Source organism: Pseudomonas sp. LS2P72, assembly GCF_054897865.1.
Map to the genome: position 1 here is coordinate 5,276,717 of NZ_CM142708.1, position 19,564 is coordinate 5,296,280.

The window sequence follows — 19,564 nt, forward strand, 5'->3', positions numbered from 1 at the left end:
ACTTAGGCAACTGCTCAACCGCAGCTGGGCAAATTCTTTTCCTGACGTTTGGCTTCGCCCCACAAGGCGTCCAACTCTTCGAGGGTGCAATCTTCTATGGGACGGTGGGTATCGCGCAATGCCTGTTCGATAAAACGGAAGCGTCTTTCGAACTTGCTGTTGGCGCCACGCAGTGCAGTTTCGGGATCGACCTTGAGATGGCGCGCCAGATTGACCACGGAAAACAACAGATCACCGACTTCATCGGCAATCGCTGCCGAGTCATTGTCGGCCATGGCTTCGAGCACTTCATCAAGTTCTTCGCGCACTTTGTCGAGCACCGGCAAGGCGTCAGGCCAGTCGAACCCGACCTGCCCTGCACGCTTCTGCAACTTCGCCGAACGGGACAATGCCGGCAGTGCGGCGGGTACGTCGTCGAGCAAGGACAGCTGCGTTGGCGTAGATGATTTCTCGGCGCGCTCTTCAGCCTTGATCTCTTCCCAGCGCTGCTTGACCTGATCTTCCTTCAGGCGCGGAACATCCAGCGGTGCGTACAAATCACCAGTGGGAAACACGTGAGGATGACGGCGGATCAGCTTGCGAGTGATGCTGTCGATGACACCGGCGAATTCGAAGCGCCCTTCTTCGCGTGCCAGTTGGCTGTAATAAACCACCTGGAACAGCAAATCCCCCAACTCACCTTGCAAGTGATCGAAGTCACCGCGCTCGATGGCGTCGGCGACTTCATAGGCTTCTTCCAGCGTGTGAGGGACGATGGTTTCGTAGGTTTGCTTGATGTCCCACGGGCAGCCGAACTGCGGGTCGCGCAGACGGCTCATCAGGTGCAGCAAATCTTCAAGTGAATACATCAATCAGTCTCTACATCTGTAACGTGGTCCGTCAGGCAAACCACAAACCTGTAGGAGCTGAGCTTGCTCGCGATGGCTGTGTGTCAGGTAAATCGCCATCGCGAGCAAGCTCGGCTCCTACAGGGATCGGCTTCACGGCGTCCGGTTTCGGCGGGTTTCGATGATGTTAGGCAACTGGGAAATCCGCCCCAGCAACCGCCCCAGCGCATCCAGTCCCGGAATCTCGATGGTCAGGGACATCAACGCGGTGTTGTCCTCTTTGTTCGAGCGGGTGTTGACCGCCAGCACGTTGATCCGCTCGTTGAGCAGCACTTGCGAAACGTCACGCAGCAAACCGGACCGGTCGTAGGCACGGATGATGATGTCCACCGGATAGGTGAGCACCGGCACCGGGCCCCAGCTGACCTGGATGATCCGCTCGGGCTCGCGCCCGCCCAGTTGCAGCACCGAGGCGCAGTCCTGACGGTGAATACTCACGCCGCGGCCCACGGTGATGTAACCGACGATCGCATCCCCCGGCAGCGGCTGGCAGCAGCCGGCCATCTGGGTCATCAGGTTACCGACGCCCTGAATCTGTATGTCGCCGCGCTTGCCCGGTTTGTAACCGGTGGCCTTGCGTGGAATCAGTTCCAGCTGTTCGTTGCCGCGCTCCGGTTCAACCAGTTGCTGCGCCAGGTTCACCAGCTGTGCCAGACGCAAATCGCCTGCGCCCAACGCGGCGAACATGTCTTCGGCGATTTTCATGTTGGCCTTCTCGGCCAACTTGTCGAAATCTACCGCTGGCAGACCGAGGCGGTTGAGTTCGCGCTCCAGCAAGGTTTTACCGGCGGCGACGTTCTGATCGCGCGCCTGCAATTTGAACCAGTGAACGATCTTCGCCCGCGCCCGCGAGGTGGTGATGTAACCCAGGTTCGGGTTCAGCCAGTCGCGGCTCGGGGTGCCGTGTTTGCTGGTGATGATCTCGACCTGTTCACCGGTTTGCAGGCTGTAGTTGAGCGGAACGATGCGCCCGTTGATCTTCGCGCCACGGCAGTTGTGACCGATTTCGGTGTGCACGCGGTAGGCGAAGTCCAGCGGTGTCGCGCCCTTCGGCAAGTCGATGGCGTGACCGTCCGGGGTGAAGATGTAGACCCGGTCCGGCTCGATATCGACCCGCAGCTGTTCGGCCAGGCCACCAATATCGCCCAGCTCTTCATGCCACTCGAGAACCTGACGCAGCCAGGAGATTTTCTCTTCGTAGTGGTTGGAGCCGGATTTGACGTCGGTGCCTTTGTACTTCCAGTGCGCGCAAACCCCCAGCTCGGCTTCTTCGTGCATCGCATGGGTGCGGATCTGCACTTCCAGCACCTTGCCCTCGGGGCCGATCACCGCGGTGTGCAGCGAGCGGTAGCCGTTCTCTTTCGGGTTGGCGATGTAGTCGTCGAACTCTTTCGGGATGTGCCGCCACAGGGTGTGGACGATACCGAGCGCGGTGTAGCAGTCGCGCATTTCCGGCACCAGCACGCGAACCGCGCGCACGTCGTAGATCTGGCTGAACTCCAGACCCTTGCGCTGCATTTTGCGCCAGATCGAATAGATGTGTTTGGCACGGCCGCTGATGTCGGCATCGACGCCGGTCGCGGTCAGCTCATTCTTCAGTTGGCTCATCACGTCAGCGATGAAACGCTCGCGATCCAGACGCCGCTCATGCAGCAACTTGGCAATCTGCTTGTACTGATCGGGCTCAAGGTAACGGAAGGACAAGTCCTCCAGTTCCCACTTGATATGACCGATACCGAGACGGTGAGCCAAAGGCGCGTAGATGTCGAAGACTTCACGGGCGACGCGGTTGCGTTTTTCGTCATCGGCGGTTTTTACCGCACGAATCGCACAGGTGCGTTCGGCCAGTTTGATCAGCGCAACGCGAACGTCGTCGACCATGGCGACCAGCATCTTGCGCAGGTTTTCGACCTGGCCCTGCGTGCCCAGCACCAGGGATTGACGGGGGCTGAGGCTGGCGCTGATCGCCGCCATGCGCAACACGCCGTCGATGAGTTTGGCGACCACCGGACCGAAGCGCTGACTGATCGCCGGCAATTCAATCTGGCCTTCGCGCACGCCGCGATACAGGATCGCGGCAACCAACGAATCCTGATCGAGTTTGAGGTCGGCGAGAATCTCGGCGATCTCAAGGCCCGTGCGGAAACTGGAAGTCCCTTCGGACCACAGGTTTTTTGCCGCATTGGCTTGTTGTTCGGCCTGTCGAGCGAACTCGCAGGCTTCCTTCAAGGCTTCGCGATCCAGTGCCGGATCGACACTGACCGCGTGATCGAGCCAAGCCTCGAGATTGATACTGCCGTCGGTGTTGATCGGCTGGTGTGCTCTCACCTGTACCATCTTGCTTACCTTCCCTACGACGCAAATTCAATGCGTCAAATCGCTGACCTTCGTTGCCCGTGCGCCCACATCAGGGCCGGTACGCGGCTGCACGGGCGGGCCAGTCGGACCAGACGAGCCGTCCTAGCTCGCTTCAAATAACGCCATGGCCTCGACATGTGCCGTCTGAGGAAACATATCGAGAATCCCGGCACGTTTTAACCGGTAGCCCTGCTTGATCAATTCGACCGTATCGCGCGCCAGCGTTGCCGGATTGCACGACACATACACCAACCGTTTGGCGCCCAGGGACGCAAGCTTGCGCACTGCCTCGAAAGCACCGTCACGCGGTGGGTCCAAGAGTACCGCACAAAAGCCTTCACGCGCCCATTCGGCATCGGCCAAAGGCTGGGATAAATCGGCCTGAAAAAACTTCGCATTATGAAGATTGTTGCTAGCAGCGTTCGCGGCTGCCCGCTCGACCATCGCCTGCACACCTTCCACCGCCACCACTTCACGAACGACCTTGGCCAGCGGCAAGGCAAAGTTACCCAAACCACAGAATAGATCGAGAACTCGCTCATCCGCTGTCGGCTTCAGCCACTCCAGCGCTTGAGCGATCATCGCTTCGTTGACCCCGGCGTTGACCTGGATGAAATCCCCCGGACGGTACGCCAGGTTCAAATCCCACTGTTCAAGTCGATAACCCAACGACTGGTCAGCCTCGACCGGTTGCGGTTCGCCGTTACCATGCAACCACAATTGGGCTTCATGGAAGGCGCAGAAATCCTTGAGGATCGTCATGTCGGCGTCGGACAGCGGCGCCATGTGCCGCAACAACACCGCCAACGACGAACCGCTGAACAATTCCACATGCCCCAGCGCCTGAGGTTTGCTCAAGCGCCGCAACATCTCCGGCAAGCGGGTCATGATCGGCTGCAAGGGCTGTACCAGCACCGTGCATTCGTTGATCGCAACGATGTCCTGACTGCCAGCCGCGCGGAAACCGACTTCGAGTTTTTTCGCCTTCATGTCCCAGCGCACCGCTACCCGGGCACGACGCCGGTAACCGAATTCCGGACCGCTCAACGGCGCGGCCCATTCTTCGGGTTCGACACCGGCGACCTTCGACAATTGTTCGGCGAGCATGCGCTGTTTCAGGGCGAGTTGTTCGTTGTGCGGCAGATGTTGCACGCTGCAACCGCCACAGCGACCGGCATGCGGACACGGTGCCGGGCGGCGCAGTTCGCTGGCCTGGAACACCCGTTCGGTGCGCGCCTCGACCACTTTGCCGTGGGCACCCAACACACGTGCTTCGACTTCTTCACCGGCCAATGCGCCGATGACGAACCAGGTGCGACCTTCAAAAAACGCGATACCGCGACCGTCATTAGCCAGGCGCTCGATACTCAAGCGCTGCTTTTTGCCGGTCGGAATTTGCGGGGCCTTGCTGCCGCCGGTGGGCTGGAAGCGCAGGCCTCTCTCTTGCTTGGCCATCAGTTGGCCGCGTCGAAAATGCCGGTCGACAAGTAACGGTCGCCACGGTCGCAGATGATCGCGACGATCACCGCGTTTTCAACTTCTTTGGACAGACGCAGCATCGCTGCCACCGCACCGCCCGAGGACACGCCGCAGAAGATGCCTTCTTCGCGGGCCAGACGACGGGTCACGTCTTCGGCTTCGCTTTGCGCCATGTCGACGATCCGGTCCACGCGCTCGGCCTGGTAGATCTTCGGCAGGTATTCCTGCGGCCAGCGACGGATGCCCGGAATCGCCGAGCCTTCCATCGGTTGCAGACCGATGATCTGCACGTTCTCGTTCTGCTCTTTCAAGTAGCGCGAGACGCCCATGATGGTACCGGTGGTGCCCATGGAGCTGACGAAATGGGTGATGGTGCCTTCGGTCTGACGCCAGATTTCCGGGCCGGTGGTGGCGTAGTGCGCTTGCGGGTTGTCGCCGTTGGCGAACTGATCCAGCACCTTGCCGCGGCCTTCGGCTTCCATTCGCTGGGCGAGGTCGCGGGCGCCTTCCATGCCCTCTTCCTGGGTGACCAGAATCAGCTCGGCGCCATACGCCGTCATGGCGGCTTTACGTTCGGCGCTGGAGTTGTCCGGCATGATCAGGATCATCTTGTAACCCTTGATCGCGGCGGCCATCGCCAGGGCGATCCCGGTGTTACCCGAGGTCGCTTCGATCAGCGTATCGCCGACGTGGATCTGCCCGCGCAATTCAGCGCGGGTGATCATCGACAGCGCCGGACGGTCCTTGACCGAACCCGCCGGGTTATTCCCTTCAAGCTTGAGCAAAAGGGTATTGCTGGTGGCGCCAGGCAGACGCTGCAAACGGACCAGCGGAGTGTTGCCGACGCAATCGGCAATGGTTGGGTACTGCAAGGTCATGGCGTATTCGCAATCCAGACTGCGGGGGCGCTTATCATACCGGCAAACCTTCGAAGGCCATATCACGCAAAGTATGGTGCTTATGGTTTATGGGAATAAGGGGCTGGATCAATACTCTTCGCCTTGCCTGACATTCAATGCATAGAACTCATGCAACTTGGCCTGTAACAACTGTTTGTCCGGTAGCTGGACCTGGTATTCAGCGATCAACGCTGGCGACAGGCTGCGGTTAAGGGCGTACTCGACCACCTCGTTATCCTTGCTGGCGCAAAGCAATACACCAATGGCCGGGTTTTCGTGGGGTTTGCGCTCCTTGCGATCCAGCGCTTCCAAATAGAAGTTCAGCTTGCCCAAATACTCCGGTTTAAAACGACCGACCTTCAGCTCAATGGCTACAAGACAATTAAGGCCACGGTGGAAGAACAGCAGATCCAGGGCAAAATCACACCCACCCACTTGAAGCGGATACTCAGAACCGATAAAGCAGAAATCGCGGCCGAGCTCGCTCAGGAATTCTTTGAGGCGCGCCATCAACCCTTTATGCAGATCAGTTTCGGCATGGCCACCCGGCAGGTCGAGAAATTCGAGCATGTAGGCGTCGCGGAATATCTCAAGCGCTGCCGGGTGGGCTTGTCTCAGCACTGCTGAGATTTTTGCTGGTTGGGTCACGCTTCGTTCGAACAGTGCGGTCTTGAACTGACGCTCCAGTTCGCGCTTCGACCATTTTTCCTGAACGGCCAAACGGACGTAGAACTCCCGCTCTTCCGGCCGTTTACTCTGGCTGAAAATGATCAGGTTGTGCGACCAGGACAATTGTCGCACCAGTGGTGCGACTTTCTCTTCAGCGTGATAAGTCTCATAGAACTGGCGCATACGAAACAAGTTCGACCGGGTAAACCCGCGCAACCCAGGTTGAGTGTGAGCCAGATGCTCAGCCAGTTGGCTGACCACAGAATCGCCCCACTCAGCCTGTTCCAGCTTGCGACTGATGTAAGCACCCACCTGCCAATACAGCTCGATCAACTGGGTATTCACCGCCTGCATGGCCTGCTGCTTGGCACTGTGAATCAGCGCAAGCACTTCATTGAAACGGTCGTCGGCTGCGTTGCCGGGGACGCTGGATGCATTCATGCCGAACTCCTGGAGGCCGAGGAAAAACGCGAGTCTATTCCGTCAAGTCAGGCTTAAGGTGTCGGCAATACCCTTTAGGAAAGGTCGTACAAAATAACGGGAACGCTCCGGCAAAATCAGAATGGTGGTGTCAGTGACGACGCTATCGCGAGCAGGCTCGCTCCCACATGGGGAACGGTATTGATCACGCCATTTGTGACCGACACACATTCCCTGTGGGAGCGAGCCTGCTCGCGATAGCGTCGTCACTCACGCCATCGACCTCTGCGACCAACCGCATATTCAGCCGCAACCCGGTCTCAGTGTTCTCAGCCCACAAACTCCCGCCCTGCCGCTGCACCGCATTCCTCGCAATGCTCAACCCCAACCCGAACCCACCATCCCCCGGCCGCGAGCCATCGAGTCGAATGAACGGCGAGAAGATCCGCTCAAGATCCGCCTCAGCCACCCCGCCGCCCTCATCTTCCAGCCACACATGCCAGAAGTCGCCATCGCGCTGCCCCCCAAGGCGTACAACGCCGCCCTGCGGTGAATGACGAATGGCATTGCGCAGGATGTTTTCCAGCGCTTGAGCCAACGTATTGAGATGGCCGCGCACCCAGCAGGACGATTCCACCGCACACTGCAACTGGCTCGCCGGCCAGCCACTTTCATAGCAGGCATTTTCCGTGAGCATTTCCCATAACGCCTGAATCTGGATTGATTCGTCGGGCAGCGGCGCGCGCTCGGTGTCAAGCCACGCCAGTTGCAGAGTGTCTTCCACCAGACGCTGCATGCCATCGACTTCTCGACCAATGCGCTCGCGCAATTGCGTCAACCCCTGCTCGCTTTCGCTGGCCACCCGCAGGCGACTCAGTGGCGTGCGCAATTCGTGGGACAGGTCGCGCAGCAGTTGTTGTTGCAGGGCCACCGTGCTTTGCAGGCGCTCGGACATGTGATCGAAGGCCCGGCCCAGTTCACCCAGCTCATCCGGGCGGTTGGTGATGCGGCTCGACAACCGCACGTTCAATTGGTCGGCACGCCAGGCATTGGCCTGTTCGCGCAGACTGTTCAAAGGCACGACCAGCAACCGATACAGACCGACGCACAGCAGCAAGGTGAACAGCCCGGGAATCACCCCGTTGGTGATCACTCGCCAGAACACCCGGTAACGGCCGGGCACGAAACGCTGGGGCAGTTCGATCACCAGACTGCCAACGGACGGATCGTTGGGAAAAGGCACCCTCAACCACGGCAGGCCTTTGGTGTGGCGACTCGTCGGCCAATCCAGACCGCGTAAAAAGGTCAGACGCCGGGTTTCTTTTTCCGTCAGCGGGTAACGGCTCAATGACTGCAAATCGCCGCCAATCACACCGACCCATGTCGACTCGCGCTGGCTAACGCTCTGCAGCCAGGCATCGACGCCTGCTCTCTGGCGCTGATTCCACGCCTGCTCGGCCTCGGCGGCGTAGCGCGTCAACGTGCCCCGGGCCTCATCGGACAGGAACAGGTTTTTCTGTTCCATGTAGCGCCCCCAGGACCAACTGAGCCAGATCATCAGCAGACAGAACGCCACCAATAAACACGCCAGTTTCCAGAACAGCGAATGCCTGCCCGGCAAATCAGTCCACTTCATCGACAGCACTCAATACGTAACCCTTGCCCCACACCGTGCGCACTTCGCGCTCGAAGTAACCGACGGCCTTGAGCTTGCGACGGATCTGGCTTATGTGCATGTCGAGGCTGCGGTCATGGGGCGCATAACCGCGCTGCAATACATGCTGATACAGGAAGGCTTTGCTCAGCACTTCATCGCCATTGCGATTCAGCGTTTCCAGCAAGCGGTATTCGCTGCGGGTCAGGCCGGCCGCATGTTTGCCATAAAAGACATCACAGCACTCATCGTCGAAACGCAGGCTGTCCGCCGAAGGGGCAATCGGTGCCGGCGCTGGCCGGCGGTCGAGCGCGACACGCCGCAGGATGGCTTCGATGCGCACCCGCAACTCGACCACGCTGAAAGGTTTGGGCAGGTAATCATCGGCGCCCAGCCGAAAACCACTGATGCGATCCGCCTCGGCACCGAGCGCCGACATCAGCACCACCGGGGTGGAATGGCTCTGGCGCAACTGTGTCAGCACATTCAGCCCGTCCAGGCCCGGCAGCAGAATATCCATCAGCACCACATCGAAGGCTTGCTGGCGGGCGATGGTCAAGCCTTCCAGCCCGTTCTGGCACCAGGTCACCTGAAAACCGCAGCGTCCCAGGTGCTCATGAACATAAGCACCGAGTACGAGGTCGTCTTCTATAGAAAGGATACGAGGATGGCCAGCAGTGATGGGAGTCATGACTATCTGCAAATAATTCTCAGTTGGCGATTATTCAAGATTGCCTCGCTGCGGGCAACACAAGGTTTGCCCGTGAGGTAAAAGTGGCGATTCGGCCGACGAATGCCGACATCAATTTTACGAAGATGGCCCGCCTGCAAATCGCTACACTGCGCAGGTGGCGCGTGCTGGACGTACGTGCAGGTCATTAAATCGCTGGATGCAGGAGAGATGCGTGCTCAAGAAACTGGGAATTAAAGGCCGCGTGTTATTACTGACCCTGTTGCCGACCAGCCTGATGGCCTTGGTTCTGGGCGGCTATTTCACCTGGATGCAGCAATCCGACCTGCAAACCCAGCTCATGCAGCGTGGCGAGATGATCGCCGAACAGCTGGCGCCCCTGGTGGCCCCGGCCATGGGCCACAAGAACACCGAGCTTTTGGAACGCATTGCCACCCAATCCCTCGAACAACCGGACGTTCGCGCCGTGTCATTCCTCGCGCCCGACCGTTCCCTGTTGGCCCATGCCGGCCCGACCATGCTCAATCAGGCGCCGATCGGCAACACTTCGCAGATGCTGCGCCGCAGCGGCAATGACGCGACGCGTTACTTGCTGCCGGTGTTCGGCAAGCACCGCAATCTGGCCGGCGAGTTGATTCCGGACGAAGCCGACCGCCTGCTGGGCTGGGTCGAACTTGAACTGTCCCACAACGGCATGCTGCTGCGCGGTTATCGCAGCCTGTTCGCCAGCCTGTTGCTGATCGGCGCAGGCCTGGCCGGTGCGGCGTTGCTGGCGTTGCGCATGGGTCGGAGCATCAATCGGCCGCTGAGTCAGATCAAGCAAGCGGTGGCGCAGCTCAAGGACGGACATCTGGAAACCCGCCTGCCGCCCCTCGGCAGCCAGGAGCTGGACACACTGGCGTCCGGCATCAACCGCATGGCCGGCACCCTGCAGAACGCGCAGGAAGAATTGCAGCACAGCATCGACCAGGCCACCGAAGACGTGCGTCAGAACCTGGAAACCATCGAAATCCAGAACATCGAACTGGACCTGGCGCGCAAGGAAGCCCTTGAAGCCAGCCGGATCAAATCCGAGTTCCTGGCCAACATGAGCCATGAAATCCGCACGCCGCTCAACGGCATTCTCGGCTTCACGCATCTGCTGCAAAAAAGCGAGCTGACCCCACGCCAGCTCGACTATCTGGGCACCATCGAAAAATCCGCCGACAGCCTGCTGGGAATCATCAACGAGATTCTCGACTTCTCGAAAATCGAGGCCGGCAAACTGGTGCTCGACAATATTCCGTTCAACTTGCGCGACCTGCTCCAGGACACGCTGACCATCCTCGCCCCGGCCGCCCACGCCAAACAGTTGGAGCTGGTGAGCCTGGTTTACCGCGATACGCCGCTGTCGCTGGTGGGTGATCCGCTGCGGCTCAAGCAGATCCTCACCAACCTGGTCAGCAACGCGATCAAGTTCACCCGCGAAGGCACCATTGTCGCCCGGGCCATGCTCGAGGAAGAGCACGAAGACAGCGTGCAACTGCGCATCAGCATTCAGGACACCGGCATCGGGCTGTCGAACCAGGACGTGCGCGCCTTGTTCCAGGCCTTCAGCCAGGCTGACAATTCGCTATCCCGGCAACCGGGCGGCACCGGTCTGGGGTTGGTGATTTCCAAACGTCTGATCGAACAGATGGGCGGCGAAATTGGCGTCGACAGTACACCCGGCGAAGGCTCGGAATTCTGGATCAGCCTGAGCCTGCCCAAAACCCGCGACGATGCCGAAGACCTGCCCGGTCCGCCGTTGCTCGGACGTCGGGTGGCAGTGCTGGAAAACCACGAACTGGCCCGTCAGGCATTGCAGCATCAACTGGAAGACTGCGGCCTCGAAGTCACCCCGTTCAATACGCTGGAAAGCCTGACCAATGGCGTGACCGGCGCGCATCAAACCGATCAGGCGATCGACCTGGCGGTGCTCGGCATCACCAGCAACGACATGCCGCCAGAGCGCCTCAATCAGCACATCTGGGACCTCGAACACCTGGGCTGCAAGGTGCTGGTGTTGTGCCCGACCACCGAACAGACGCTGTTCCACCTCTCGGTGCCCAACCCGCACAGCCAGCTCCAGGCCAAACCGGCCTGCACCCGCAAGCTGCGGCGGGCCTTGTCCGACCTGGTCAACCCGCGTCAGCAACGCAGCGAACCCGGCGAACCGGTGTCCAGCCGTGCGCCAAAAGTGCTGTGTGTCGACGACAATCCGGCGAACCTGCTGCTGGTGCAAACCCTGCTCGAAGACATGGGCGCCAAAGTCCTCGCGGTGGAAAGCGGTTACGCGGCGGTCAAGGCAGTGCAGACCGAAACCTTCGACCTGGTGCTGATGGACGTTCAGATGCCCGGCATGGACGGGCGGCAAAGTACTGAAGCGATTCGCCAGTGGGAAAGTGAACGGCATTGCACGCCGCTGCCGATCGTTGCCCTCACCGCTCACGCCATGGCCAACGAAAAGCGTGCGCTGCTGCAAAGCGGCATGGACGACTACCTGACCAAACCGATCAGCGAACGGCAACTGGCCCAAGTGGTGCTGAAGTGGACCGGCCTGGCGCTGCGCAATCATGGGCCCGAACGCTCCAGCGACAGCCACGGTGGCGGTCTTGAGTTGCAGGTGCTCGATCACGAAGAAGGTTTGCGTCTGGCCGCCGGCAAGGCTGATCTGGCGGCGGACATGCTGGCAATGCTGCTGGCATCGCTGGAAGCCGACCGCGAGGCGATTCGCTTCGCCCGAGAAAACAACGACCACAACGCCCTGATCGAGCGCGTCCATCGCCTGCATGGCGCGACCCGTTATTGCGGTGTCCCGCAACTGCGCGCAGCCTGCCAGCGCAGCGAAACCCTGCTCAAGCAACAGGACCCCAAAGCCCCCAGCGCACTGGAAGACCTTGACCGGGCCATCAATCGCCTGGCCGCCCATGCCCGTATCAACGCTTGATGCAGCGCAACGGCGCCGAAACACCATCGCGCTAAGCTCACCGGACTCTGTAGCCGCTGACGAAGCCCTGTGGCGAGGGGATTTATCCCCGTTCGGCTGCGCAGCAGTCGTGAAACCATTCAACCACGGTGTTTCAGGAAAACCGTGCACACCGGGTTTACGACTGCTTCGCAGCCGAACGCGGCCCGAACCTAACGCAGGCTTCGCCAGCTGCTATGTATGGACTCGCCCCCACTGTCTACCCGCTTTTAAAAAAACTGCCGCCCCGTTGCATCTATGTATTAGGCCTACTCGAGGAAGCCGTCGTCGGCTTCTGGCCAAAATTGGAAGAGCTCGTGGCATGCCGATTACAGTCAGGCCTCGAAGGCCACTAGCAGCTTAGGCATCTATCCACGCCGGTCTTACCAGGGGTCAATGTTTTTTCAGCAACAGGTTGGTCAGTAGGTACCTCGGTGGCAGAACTCGGTGGATCAGTGGCTCATCGTCGCTTGCTGGCCGTCGGCGGGCTGGCGACGATAAGTCTGGTCATTCTGTAACAGCACCCAGACGATGCGCAGGTTGCGATTGGCCAACCTGACCGCCGCGTCCTTGCGGCCCAATCGGCTCATCCAGCGCAACAAACGGCGGTCGTCGGGCTGTTGGGAATCAGGTCGCAACTGCTGCAATACCGCGTGGGCACCCTGGATCATCAGGCTGCGCAAATAGCTATCGCCTCGCTTGGTCATGTCCCCCAGTTGAATCGTCTTCCCGCTGCTGTGCTGATCAGGGACCATGCCGAAGTACGCGGCGAACATGCGAGCATCGGCAAAGCGCTCCGGCTTGGTTTCCTTGGCCACCAGCGCCGTAGCGGTGATGGGGCCGATACCGCGCACGGTCATCAACCGTTTGGCTGTATTGTCGGCGTTCGCGGCCACTTCCAGGCGTCCCGTCAGGACGTTGATGCGCTCGCCCAAATGGCGCCACTCGGCCAGCAGTTCGTCGATCAGCTCGCGCAACAGGGCAGGCACCGGCTGGGTGGCATCCTCCAATATCCGCGGGATTCTCTGGCTGATCGCGACGTCGCCCTGTGCCAGCGCAATCCCGTGCTCCAGCAGCAGGCCGCGCATCTGATTACTCACGGCGGTGCGGCGACGCACGTAACCTTGACGAGCGCGATGCAGTGCCTGCATGGCCAGCGCTGCGACACTTTTGACCGGCACTGCGCAGATCTTTTCGTCGCGACCGGCACGCAGGATTGCCAGCGCATCGTTACGATCATTTTTAGGGCCGCTGCGATGCTTGGCCACCAGACCGGCAGGAAGGATCCGCGCCAGGTTGCCTTGATCCTGCAGCTGCCGGGCCCAAGCTTGAGCGCCCGGGCCGGTCTCCATCAGGACCACGACATGAGGCGGCAGCTGGCGGAGAAACTCATAGAACGCCTCGCGCGACTTGATCCGCTGCTCATAATGCACCTTGCCGAGGGCGTCTTCGCCGGCGAGCTGGAAAACATGCTTGGCCAGGTCGACCGCCACGGTAGTGCAGGCCGATAAATCGGCAGAAGACAAGGATTGATCAATCGAAGTATGCTTTTTCATGGACTCGCCCTCGCTGTCGTTGGCTGTTTAGACTGCCACCGTGGCGCATTGACGCCTCGGCGTGGGCGAGTCCATTCAATTACATAAAGCGTGACCGAGTCAAATGGAGGACCGCATGCGCACGATTCTTTTCAGCAGCCAGACCTACGACCGCGACAGTTTTCTCAGTGCCGAGCTACCGGCCGGCATTGAACTGCACTTCCAATCGGCGCGACTGAGCCTTGATACGGTGGCGCTGGCCGAGCATCACGAAGTGGTCTGTGCCTTCATTAATGATGACCTCAGCGCGCCGGTGCTCGAACGCCTGGTCGCGGGCGGCACGCGCCTGATCGCCCTGCGCTCGGCCGGTTACAACCATGTCGATCTGGCGGTGGCGAAGCGTCTGGGACTGGCGATTGCGCGGGTCCCCGCCTACTCGCCCCACGCGGTGGCGGAACATGCCGTGGCGCTGATCCTGGCGCTCAACCGACGCCTGCACCGCGCCTACAACCGCACGCGCGAAGGGGATTTCAGCCTGCACGGGCTGACCGGCTTCGACCTGGTGGGCAAGACCGTCGGCGTGGTCGGCACCGGGCAGATCGGCGCGACCTTCGCGAACATCATGAACGGCTTTGGCTGCCAATTGTTGGCGTACGACCCCTTCCCCAACCCGCAAGTCGAAGCCCTCGGTGCCCGTTACCTGAGCCTGCCGCAACTGCTGGCCGAGTCGCAGATCATCAGCCTGCACTGCCCGCTCAACGAACAAAGCAAACATTTGATCAATCGCGAGTCCCTGGCACACATGCAAGTGGGTGCGATGCTGATCAACACCGGACGAGGTGGTCTGGTGGACACGCCGGCGCTGATCGATGCGTTGAAGGACGGTCAGCTGGGTTATCTGGGGCTGGATGTGTATGAAGAGGAGGCGCAGCTGTTCTTCGAGGACCGTTCCGACCTGCCGCTGCAGGACGATGTGCTGGCGCGGCTGCTGACCTTTCCGAACGTGATCATCACCGCTCACCAGGCCTTCCTGACCCGCGAGGCCTTGGGCGCGATTGCCGCGACCACCCTGCAGAACATCGCCGCCTGGGCGGCAGGCGCGCCAGCGAATCTGGTAAAGGGTGACTGAACCAGATCGAAGGTCATACGGCCGCGCAATGCTGCGCTGATGTCCGTGCTAGCATGCCGCGCATATTTGGAGGACCCATGGTCGAACACGATTTCCGCTATAGCCTGATGAACCCGCAACACACCCTCACCGAATGCCGCGCCCTTGTGCCGGGGCGTTATCAAGTCACCGGCAACGGCGGCTCGATTCGTAACAACGACGTGTTGGTAGTGACCCTCAAAGGCGCCAAGGACTTGTCCATGCGCCTGACCGTCGAAACGGTTCGCCACTTGATCAATCCGCCAGGCCAATGGGTCGCGGTGGCCAGTGGTCCGGTGTTCGGCGAACTGGCGATCCATACCTGGAAAGTCAACTGCGACAGCTGCGCCAAAGAGCTGAGCTTCGAGTTCGCGGTCGACGCCAAGCTGGGCAACAAGGCTGAAAAGCCTGCTGCCACTGCTCGGATCGCCGAACTGGGCTGGACCGCGGTTGGCGAGAAGCACCTGTGCCCGAAATGCCGGGAGCCCGCGTGATGAAACGCCTCGCTCTGACCGCGATGGTTGGCGCCAGCCTGCTGGGCTGCGCCGCCGAGCCGGTGCAACTTGAACACAATCGCAGCTACATTCTGGAGTGGATCGGCGAACGTCCGTTGATGGATTACAGCCACTTGACCGTCACCCTCGGTGAAGACGGTCGGGCCTACGGCAACGGCGGCTGCAACCACTGGTTCGCGCCGTACACCCTGGAAGGCGACAAGCTGAGCTTCGGCAAGGTCGGCAGCACCCGTAAACTGTGTGCGCCGGCATTGATGGAGCAGGAAAAGCGTTTCCTCCAGGCGTTGGAAAACGTTCAGCGCTGGGACATCTCGCCGATCGACCAGATGCGCTTCTGGCCGGCGGAAGGCAAGCCGTTGCGTTGGTGGCTTGAAGAGGGTTGATCCGTTAGATCGCCAGCCCTCACCCTAGCCCTCCCGAAACGTCGGACCGCCCAGAGGTAGAGGGAACTGAGCGAGTGGTTTTTTATACATTCTGCGACCGGGACAATCGAGTCGAACTCAGGTTTTGAAAAGGCCTCGATCGGCTCCCTTTCCCCCTCTCCCCCGTGGGGAGAGGGCTGGGGTGAGGGGTGGATCTGAAGCTCAACACAGAACTCAGATCCCCTTCCCCTTCAATTCTTCGCCTGCAACGCCTCCAACTTCGCCATCACCCCCGCCGCCGTCTGCTCCCCCATCAGCTGCTCCCGTACCTTGCCCTTGTTATCGATGATGTAAGTCACCGGCAACGCCTCGCTGCGTGGCAACTCAAAAAGATCGGCCGGATCAGAGGCCAGCACGGTGAACTTGATGCCCAACTTCTCGCTGGCGCTTTTCAGCTCTTCACCCTGCACATTGTCGAAGTTGACCCCGAACACACCAATGTTCTTGGCCTTTAGCTGATCAGCCAAGGCGTTCAATTCCGGGATCTCGGTCCTGCACGGCCCGCACCATTCAGCCCAGTAATTGAGCACCAGCCATTGTTTGTCCAGACGTTCGGCGGCGACTTTCTGGCCGCTCTGGTCAGTGCCATAGTCGTTACCACAGCCCCCCAGCAATAACGTACCGATGATCGCCAATGCCGCTGCCAGTCGCCTAGTCATGTCGTATTCCTTGTTCAAAATTGAATGCACCTGCGACCCATCGCCTCCCAAGGTTCTGGATTACGCGCTGCACAGTTAGAATAGCCGTCACCTTACGCAAGATGCGAACCGCACATGACCGATCTGACGCTTTATCACAACCCGCGCTGCTCGAAATCCCGCGGTGCGCTCGAACTGCTCGAAGCCCGTGGCCTGACCCCGACGGTGGTCCGCTATCTGGAAACACCGCTGGACACCGCGCAAATCCACGGCCTGCTGAAAAAGCTCGGCATCAGCGCCCGGCGACTGCTGCGCACCGGTGAGGACGAATACAAAACCCTCAACCTGGCCGACAGCAGCCTGAGCGAGGCGCAATTGATTGCCGCCATCGCCGCCAACCCGAAACTCATGGAGCGACCGATTCTGGAAGTCGGTGACAAAGCCATCATCGGCCGTCCGCCGGAGAATGTGCTGGAGTTGCTGCCGTGAGTGCGCCGTACATTCTGGTTCTGTATTACAGCCGCAGCGGCTCGACCAATGAAATGGCCCGGCAGATTGCCCGTGGCGTCGAGCAGTCAGGGATGGAAGCGCGCCTGCGCACGGTGCCGCCGATTTCCACCGAGTGCGAAGCCGTTTCAGCCGATATTCCGGACGAAGGTGCGCTGTACGCCAGCCTCGACGACCTGAAGAACTGCGCGGGCCTGGCCATGGGCAGCCCGACCCGGTTCGGCAACATGGCGGCGCCGCTCAAGTACTTCCTCGACGGCACCAGCAACCTGTGGCTGACCGGCGCGCTGGTGGGCAAACCGGCTGGCGTTTTCACCTCCACCGCGAGCCTGCATGGCGGCCAGGAAACCACACTGCTGTCGATGATGTTGCCATTGCTGCACCACGGCATGCTGATCACCGGCCTGCCTTACAGCGAATCGGCCCTGCTGGAAACCCGTGGCGGCGGCACGCCTTACGGCGCCAGTCATCACGCCGGGGCCGATGGCAAAAGCGGCTTGAATGAACATGAAGTCGCGCTGTGCCGGGCCTTGGGCCTGCGCTTGGCGAAGACTGCACAGAAACTGGGGAACTGACGTGGCCAAAAAGCCGAAGATTTTGCCCTCCATCGAATGGCTCGAACCCCGGGTCCGAGCGATGCGCGTCATCAGCCTGCTGTGTTACTTCGGTTTGGTGGGCTTGCTGTGCGCTTACTACCTGGTGATCGCCGACCTGCACGGCGCCCGGCCGTGGGTGATTCTGTTGATCGAACTGGTGCCGCTGCTGTTGTTGGCGCCGGGGATGATCACCGGCAGCGCCCGCGGGCATTCATGGATGTGCTTTGTGGTGAACCTGTATTTCATCAAGGGCGCACTGGCAGCGTATGACCCGAACCGGCAGCTGTTTGGTTTGCTGGAAATGGGCGCGAGCCTGGCGGTGTTCTGCTCGGCGCTGCTGTATGTGCGGTGGCGGTTTCAGTTGAACCGAAAACTGGCGGGTGAAGGTGAGATTTCCGTCGCCTGACCGATTGCAATCGCTAGCAGGCTAGCTCCCACATTGGATCTGGGTCGTTCACAAAACCCCTGTGGGAGCCAGCCTGCTGGCGATTGCCGCGACTAGGTCTTAATGGTTCACGGTGTAGGCCAGCATCATCGAAATCTGGCTCATCGCTCGCCCGCCACTCTGTTCATGCCACTGGTTAAACACATCCTGTACCAACGCCAGATCCCGCAGGCTAGTCGGCACCTTGTCGACGATCTTCTGCGCATTCAACGCCGCGACCACGTCGTAGCTCGGCACAAACGTATCCTTGCCGACCATGCGCAAGAACCGCGGCGCCGACAACCCGCCCAATTGATGACCGCGTTTTTTCAGGTAGGTCCACAACCCAACGATATCCGTGACCGGCCAATCGGCGATCAACGCGCCGAAGCTGCCCTTCTCATGCGCCACATCCAGAATGAACTGCGCGTTGCGCGGCACGCTCTTGAGTTTGCCCAGGTGACGAATGATCCGCGCGTCCTGCATCAAACGCTCAAGGTGCTCGGCACTCATCAGCACGACTTTCTCAGGGTCGAACTTGAAGAACACCTCTTCGAACGCCGGCCATTTGGCGTCCACCAGACTGTGCTTGAGCCCGGCGCGGAAGACGCGCAGCGCCATGGTCGAGAGGTAGCGGTCGTCGCTGATCTTGCGCAGTTGCGCCGGGGTTTTCGGAACGGGCAGATGGGCTTCCAGTTCAGCCGCTGAACCGAAGCGGTTCAGACAGTATTCGTGCAGCCACTTGTAATCGCGCATGCCCTCTCCTGATGAGTAAGTGAATAGACTCATGTGGGAGCCAGCCTGCTGGCAATAGCGGTGGGTCAGTCAACAATGATGTGCCTGACCCACCGCTATCGCCAGCAGGCTGGCTCCCACAGTGATTGTGTTTAGAGGTTTACTACGTTGACGAATCGCGACGCGGCGGTTTCATCGATGCGCAGGCTGGTGAAGTCGAACAGGTTGCGGTCCGCCAATTGCGACGGGATCACGTTCTGCAGGCTTCTGAAAATGCTTTCGGTGCGGCCCGGCGTCTTGAATTCCCACTCCTGAAGCATGTCCTTGACCACCTGGCGTTGCAGGTTTTCCTGGGAACCACAGAGGTTGCACGGGATGATCGGGAATTGCTTGAAGTCCGCGTAGGCCTGGATGTCTTTTTCGTTGCAGTAGGCCAGCGGGCGGATCACCACGTTGCGGCCATCATCGGCGCGCAACTTCGGCGGCATGGCTTTGAGCGAACCGTTGAAGAACATGTTGAGGAAAAAGGTCTCGACGATGTCGTCGCGGTGATGACCGAGGGCCATCTTGGTCGCGCCGATTTGGTCGGCAAAGGTGTAGAGCGTGCCGCGACGCAGACGCGAGCACAGCGAACAGGTGGTTTTACCTTCCGGGATCAGCTCCTTGACCACCGAATAGGTGTCTTTCTCGACGATGTGGTACTCGATCCCCAGCGCTTTGAGGTAGGCCGGCAGCACATGCTCAGGAAAACCCGGCTGCTTCTGGTCCATGTTCACGGCCACGATCTCGAACTTGATCGGGGCGACCTTCTGAAAGTGCATCAGCACGTCGAGCATGGTGTAGCTGTCCTTGCCACCGGACAGGCAGACCATGACCTTGTCGCCGTCTTCAATCATGTTGAAATCGGCAACAGCCTCACCGGCCTGGCGGCGAAGGCGCTTTTGCAGCTTGTTCTGGTTGACCGTAAGAGTGCCCATGACGCGAAATCCGTGAGGTGTGACG

At 60.2% G+C, this 19,564-nt stretch carries 18 protein-coding genes; 7 read left to right on the forward strand and 11 right to left on the reverse strand.

Translation table 11 applies throughout. The features are described 5' to 3' along the window. Window positions 1-14: 14 nt before the first annotated feature. From mazG to ACYZUA_RS24295, 7 genes are all read right to left on the reverse strand, one after another. Window positions 15-848, reverse strand: coding sequence for a nucleoside triphosphate pyrophosphohydrolase (gene mazG / locus ACYZUA_RS24265; protein ID WP_461960912.1), 834 nt, complete (start codon window positions 846-848; stop codon window positions 15-17). Between the two features lie 132 nt (window positions 849-980). After that, entirely contained in the window at window positions 981-3,224 is a 2,244-nt protein-coding gene (gene relA / locus ACYZUA_RS24270; RefSeq protein WP_461960913.1) for a GTP diphosphokinase, read from the reverse strand. Window positions 3,225-3,347: 123 nt separating this feature from the next. Continuing rightward, entirely contained in the window at window positions 3,348-4,700 is a 1,353-nt protein-coding gene (gene rlmD, locus ACYZUA_RS24275) for a 23S rRNA (uracil(1939)-C(5))-methyltransferase RlmD (protein ID WP_461960914.1), read from the reverse strand. Beyond that, window positions 4,700-5,602 carry a cysteine synthase CysM gene (gene cysM, locus ACYZUA_RS24280; protein ID WP_461960915.1) on the reverse strand — a complete coding sequence of 301 codons (903 nt, stop codon included), beginning with the start codon at window positions 5,600-5,602 and terminating at the stop codon, window positions 4,700-4,702. The genes rlmD and cysM overlap by 1 nt, the downstream gene beginning before the upstream one ends. Window positions 5,603-5,710: 108 nt before the next feature. After that, entirely contained in the window at window positions 5,711-6,733 is a 1,023-nt protein-coding gene (locus ACYZUA_RS24285) for a PDDEXK nuclease domain-containing protein (RefSeq protein WP_461960916.1), read from the reverse strand. Window positions 6,734-6,917: 184 nt separating this feature from the next. After that, a complete protein-coding gene (locus ACYZUA_RS24290) occupies window positions 6,918-8,348 on the reverse strand; it encodes a histidine kinase sensor domain-containing protein (RefSeq protein WP_461960917.1) in 1,431 nt (476 codons plus the stop codon). Then, window positions 8,335-9,057 (reverse strand): response regulator transcription factor, encoded by a 723-nt coding sequence (locus tag ACYZUA_RS24295; RefSeq protein WP_461960918.1) that lies wholly within the window; start codon window positions 9,055-9,057, stop codon window positions 8,335-8,337. Before ACYZUA_RS24295 ends, ACYZUA_RS24290 begins: the two co-directional genes overlap by 14 nt. A 214-nt stretch (window positions 9,058-9,271) precedes the next feature. On the opposite strand from ACYZUA_RS24295, the gene ACYZUA_RS24300 reads away from it, so the two are divergent. Then, window positions 9,272-12,025 (forward strand): response regulator, encoded by a 2,754-nt coding sequence (locus tag ACYZUA_RS24300; protein ID WP_461960919.1) that lies wholly within the window; start codon window positions 9,272-9,274, stop codon window positions 12,023-12,025. Window positions 12,026-12,495: 470 nt separating this feature from the next. Here the strand turns inward: ACYZUA_RS24300 and ACYZUA_RS24305 are convergent, their stop codons facing one another. Further along, window positions 12,496-13,599 carry an IS110 family RNA-guided transposase gene (locus tag ACYZUA_RS24305; protein ID WP_461959558.1) on the reverse strand — a complete coding sequence of 368 codons (1,104 nt, stop codon included), beginning with the start codon at window positions 13,597-13,599 and terminating at the stop codon, window positions 12,496-12,498. A 115-nt stretch (window positions 13,600-13,714) separates the two neighbouring features. Here ACYZUA_RS24305 and ACYZUA_RS24310 point away from each other — a divergent pair, with 115 nt between their 5' ends. From ACYZUA_RS24310 to ACYZUA_RS24320, 3 genes are all read left to right on the forward strand, one after another. After that, complete coding sequence (locus tag ACYZUA_RS24310; RefSeq protein ID WP_461960920.1) at window positions 13,715-14,707, forward strand: 2-hydroxyacid dehydrogenase; 993 nt, start codon at window positions 13,715-13,717, stop codon at window positions 14,705-14,707. A 77-nt stretch (window positions 14,708-14,784) separates the two neighbouring features. Then, entirely contained in the window at window positions 14,785-15,219 is a 435-nt protein-coding gene (locus ACYZUA_RS24315) for a hypothetical protein (protein ID WP_461960921.1), read from the forward strand. Then, window positions 15,219-15,623 (forward strand): META domain-containing protein, encoded by a 405-nt coding sequence (locus ACYZUA_RS24320; protein ID WP_046046491.1) that lies wholly within the window; start codon window positions 15,219-15,221, stop codon window positions 15,621-15,623. Before ACYZUA_RS24315 ends, ACYZUA_RS24320 begins: the two co-directional genes overlap by 1 nt. A 230-nt stretch (window positions 15,624-15,853) precedes the next feature. Here the strand turns inward: ACYZUA_RS24320 and ACYZUA_RS24325 are convergent, their stop codons facing one another. Beyond that, the gene (locus ACYZUA_RS24325) at window positions 15,854-16,321 is read right to left on the reverse strand and encodes a TlpA disulfide reductase family protein (RefSeq protein ID WP_461960922.1); all 468 of its coding nucleotides are present in this window, start codon (window positions 16,319-16,321) and stop codon (window positions 15,854-15,856) included. A 114-nt stretch (window positions 16,322-16,435) separates the two neighbouring features. Here ACYZUA_RS24325 and arsC point away from each other — a divergent pair, with 114 nt between their 5' ends. The 3 genes from arsC to ACYZUA_RS24340 are packed head-to-tail and all read left to right on the forward strand — an operon-like array spanning window position 16,436 to window position 17,809. Beyond that, window positions 16,436-16,789 (forward strand): arsenate reductase (glutaredoxin), encoded by a 354-nt coding sequence (arsC, locus tag ACYZUA_RS24330; RefSeq protein WP_461960923.1) that lies wholly within the window; start codon window positions 16,436-16,438, stop codon window positions 16,787-16,789. Continuing rightward, on the forward strand, window positions 16,786-17,382 hold the full coding sequence (gene wrbA / locus ACYZUA_RS24335; protein WP_461960924.1) for an NAD(P)H:quinone oxidoreductase: 597 nt from the start codon (window positions 16,786-16,788) through the stop codon (window positions 17,380-17,382). Before arsC ends, wrbA begins: the two co-directional genes overlap by 4 nt. A gap of 1 nt (window position 17,383) precedes the next feature. Beyond that, on the forward strand, window positions 17,384-17,809 hold the full coding sequence (locus ACYZUA_RS24340) for a DUF2069 domain-containing protein (RefSeq protein ID WP_461960925.1): 426 nt from the start codon (window positions 17,384-17,386) through the stop codon (window positions 17,807-17,809). A gap of 99 nt (window positions 17,810-17,908) precedes the next feature. Here ACYZUA_RS24340 and ACYZUA_RS24345 read toward each other — a convergent pair whose 3' ends face one another. Together ACYZUA_RS24345 and ttcA are read right to left on the reverse strand one after the other, a co-directional pair. Beyond that, window positions 17,909-18,583 carry a DNA-3-methyladenine glycosylase I gene (locus ACYZUA_RS24345; protein WP_056743285.1) on the reverse strand — a complete coding sequence of 225 codons (675 nt, stop codon included), beginning with the start codon at window positions 18,581-18,583 and terminating at the stop codon, window positions 17,909-17,911. Window positions 18,584-18,714: 131 nt separating this feature from the next. After that, window positions 18,715-19,539 carry a tRNA 2-thiocytidine(32) synthetase TtcA gene (gene ttcA, locus ACYZUA_RS24350; protein ID WP_461960926.1) on the reverse strand — a complete coding sequence of 275 codons (825 nt, stop codon included), beginning with the start codon at window positions 19,537-19,539 and terminating at the stop codon, window positions 18,715-18,717. Between the last annotated feature and the right edge of the window lie 25 nt (window positions 19,540-19,564).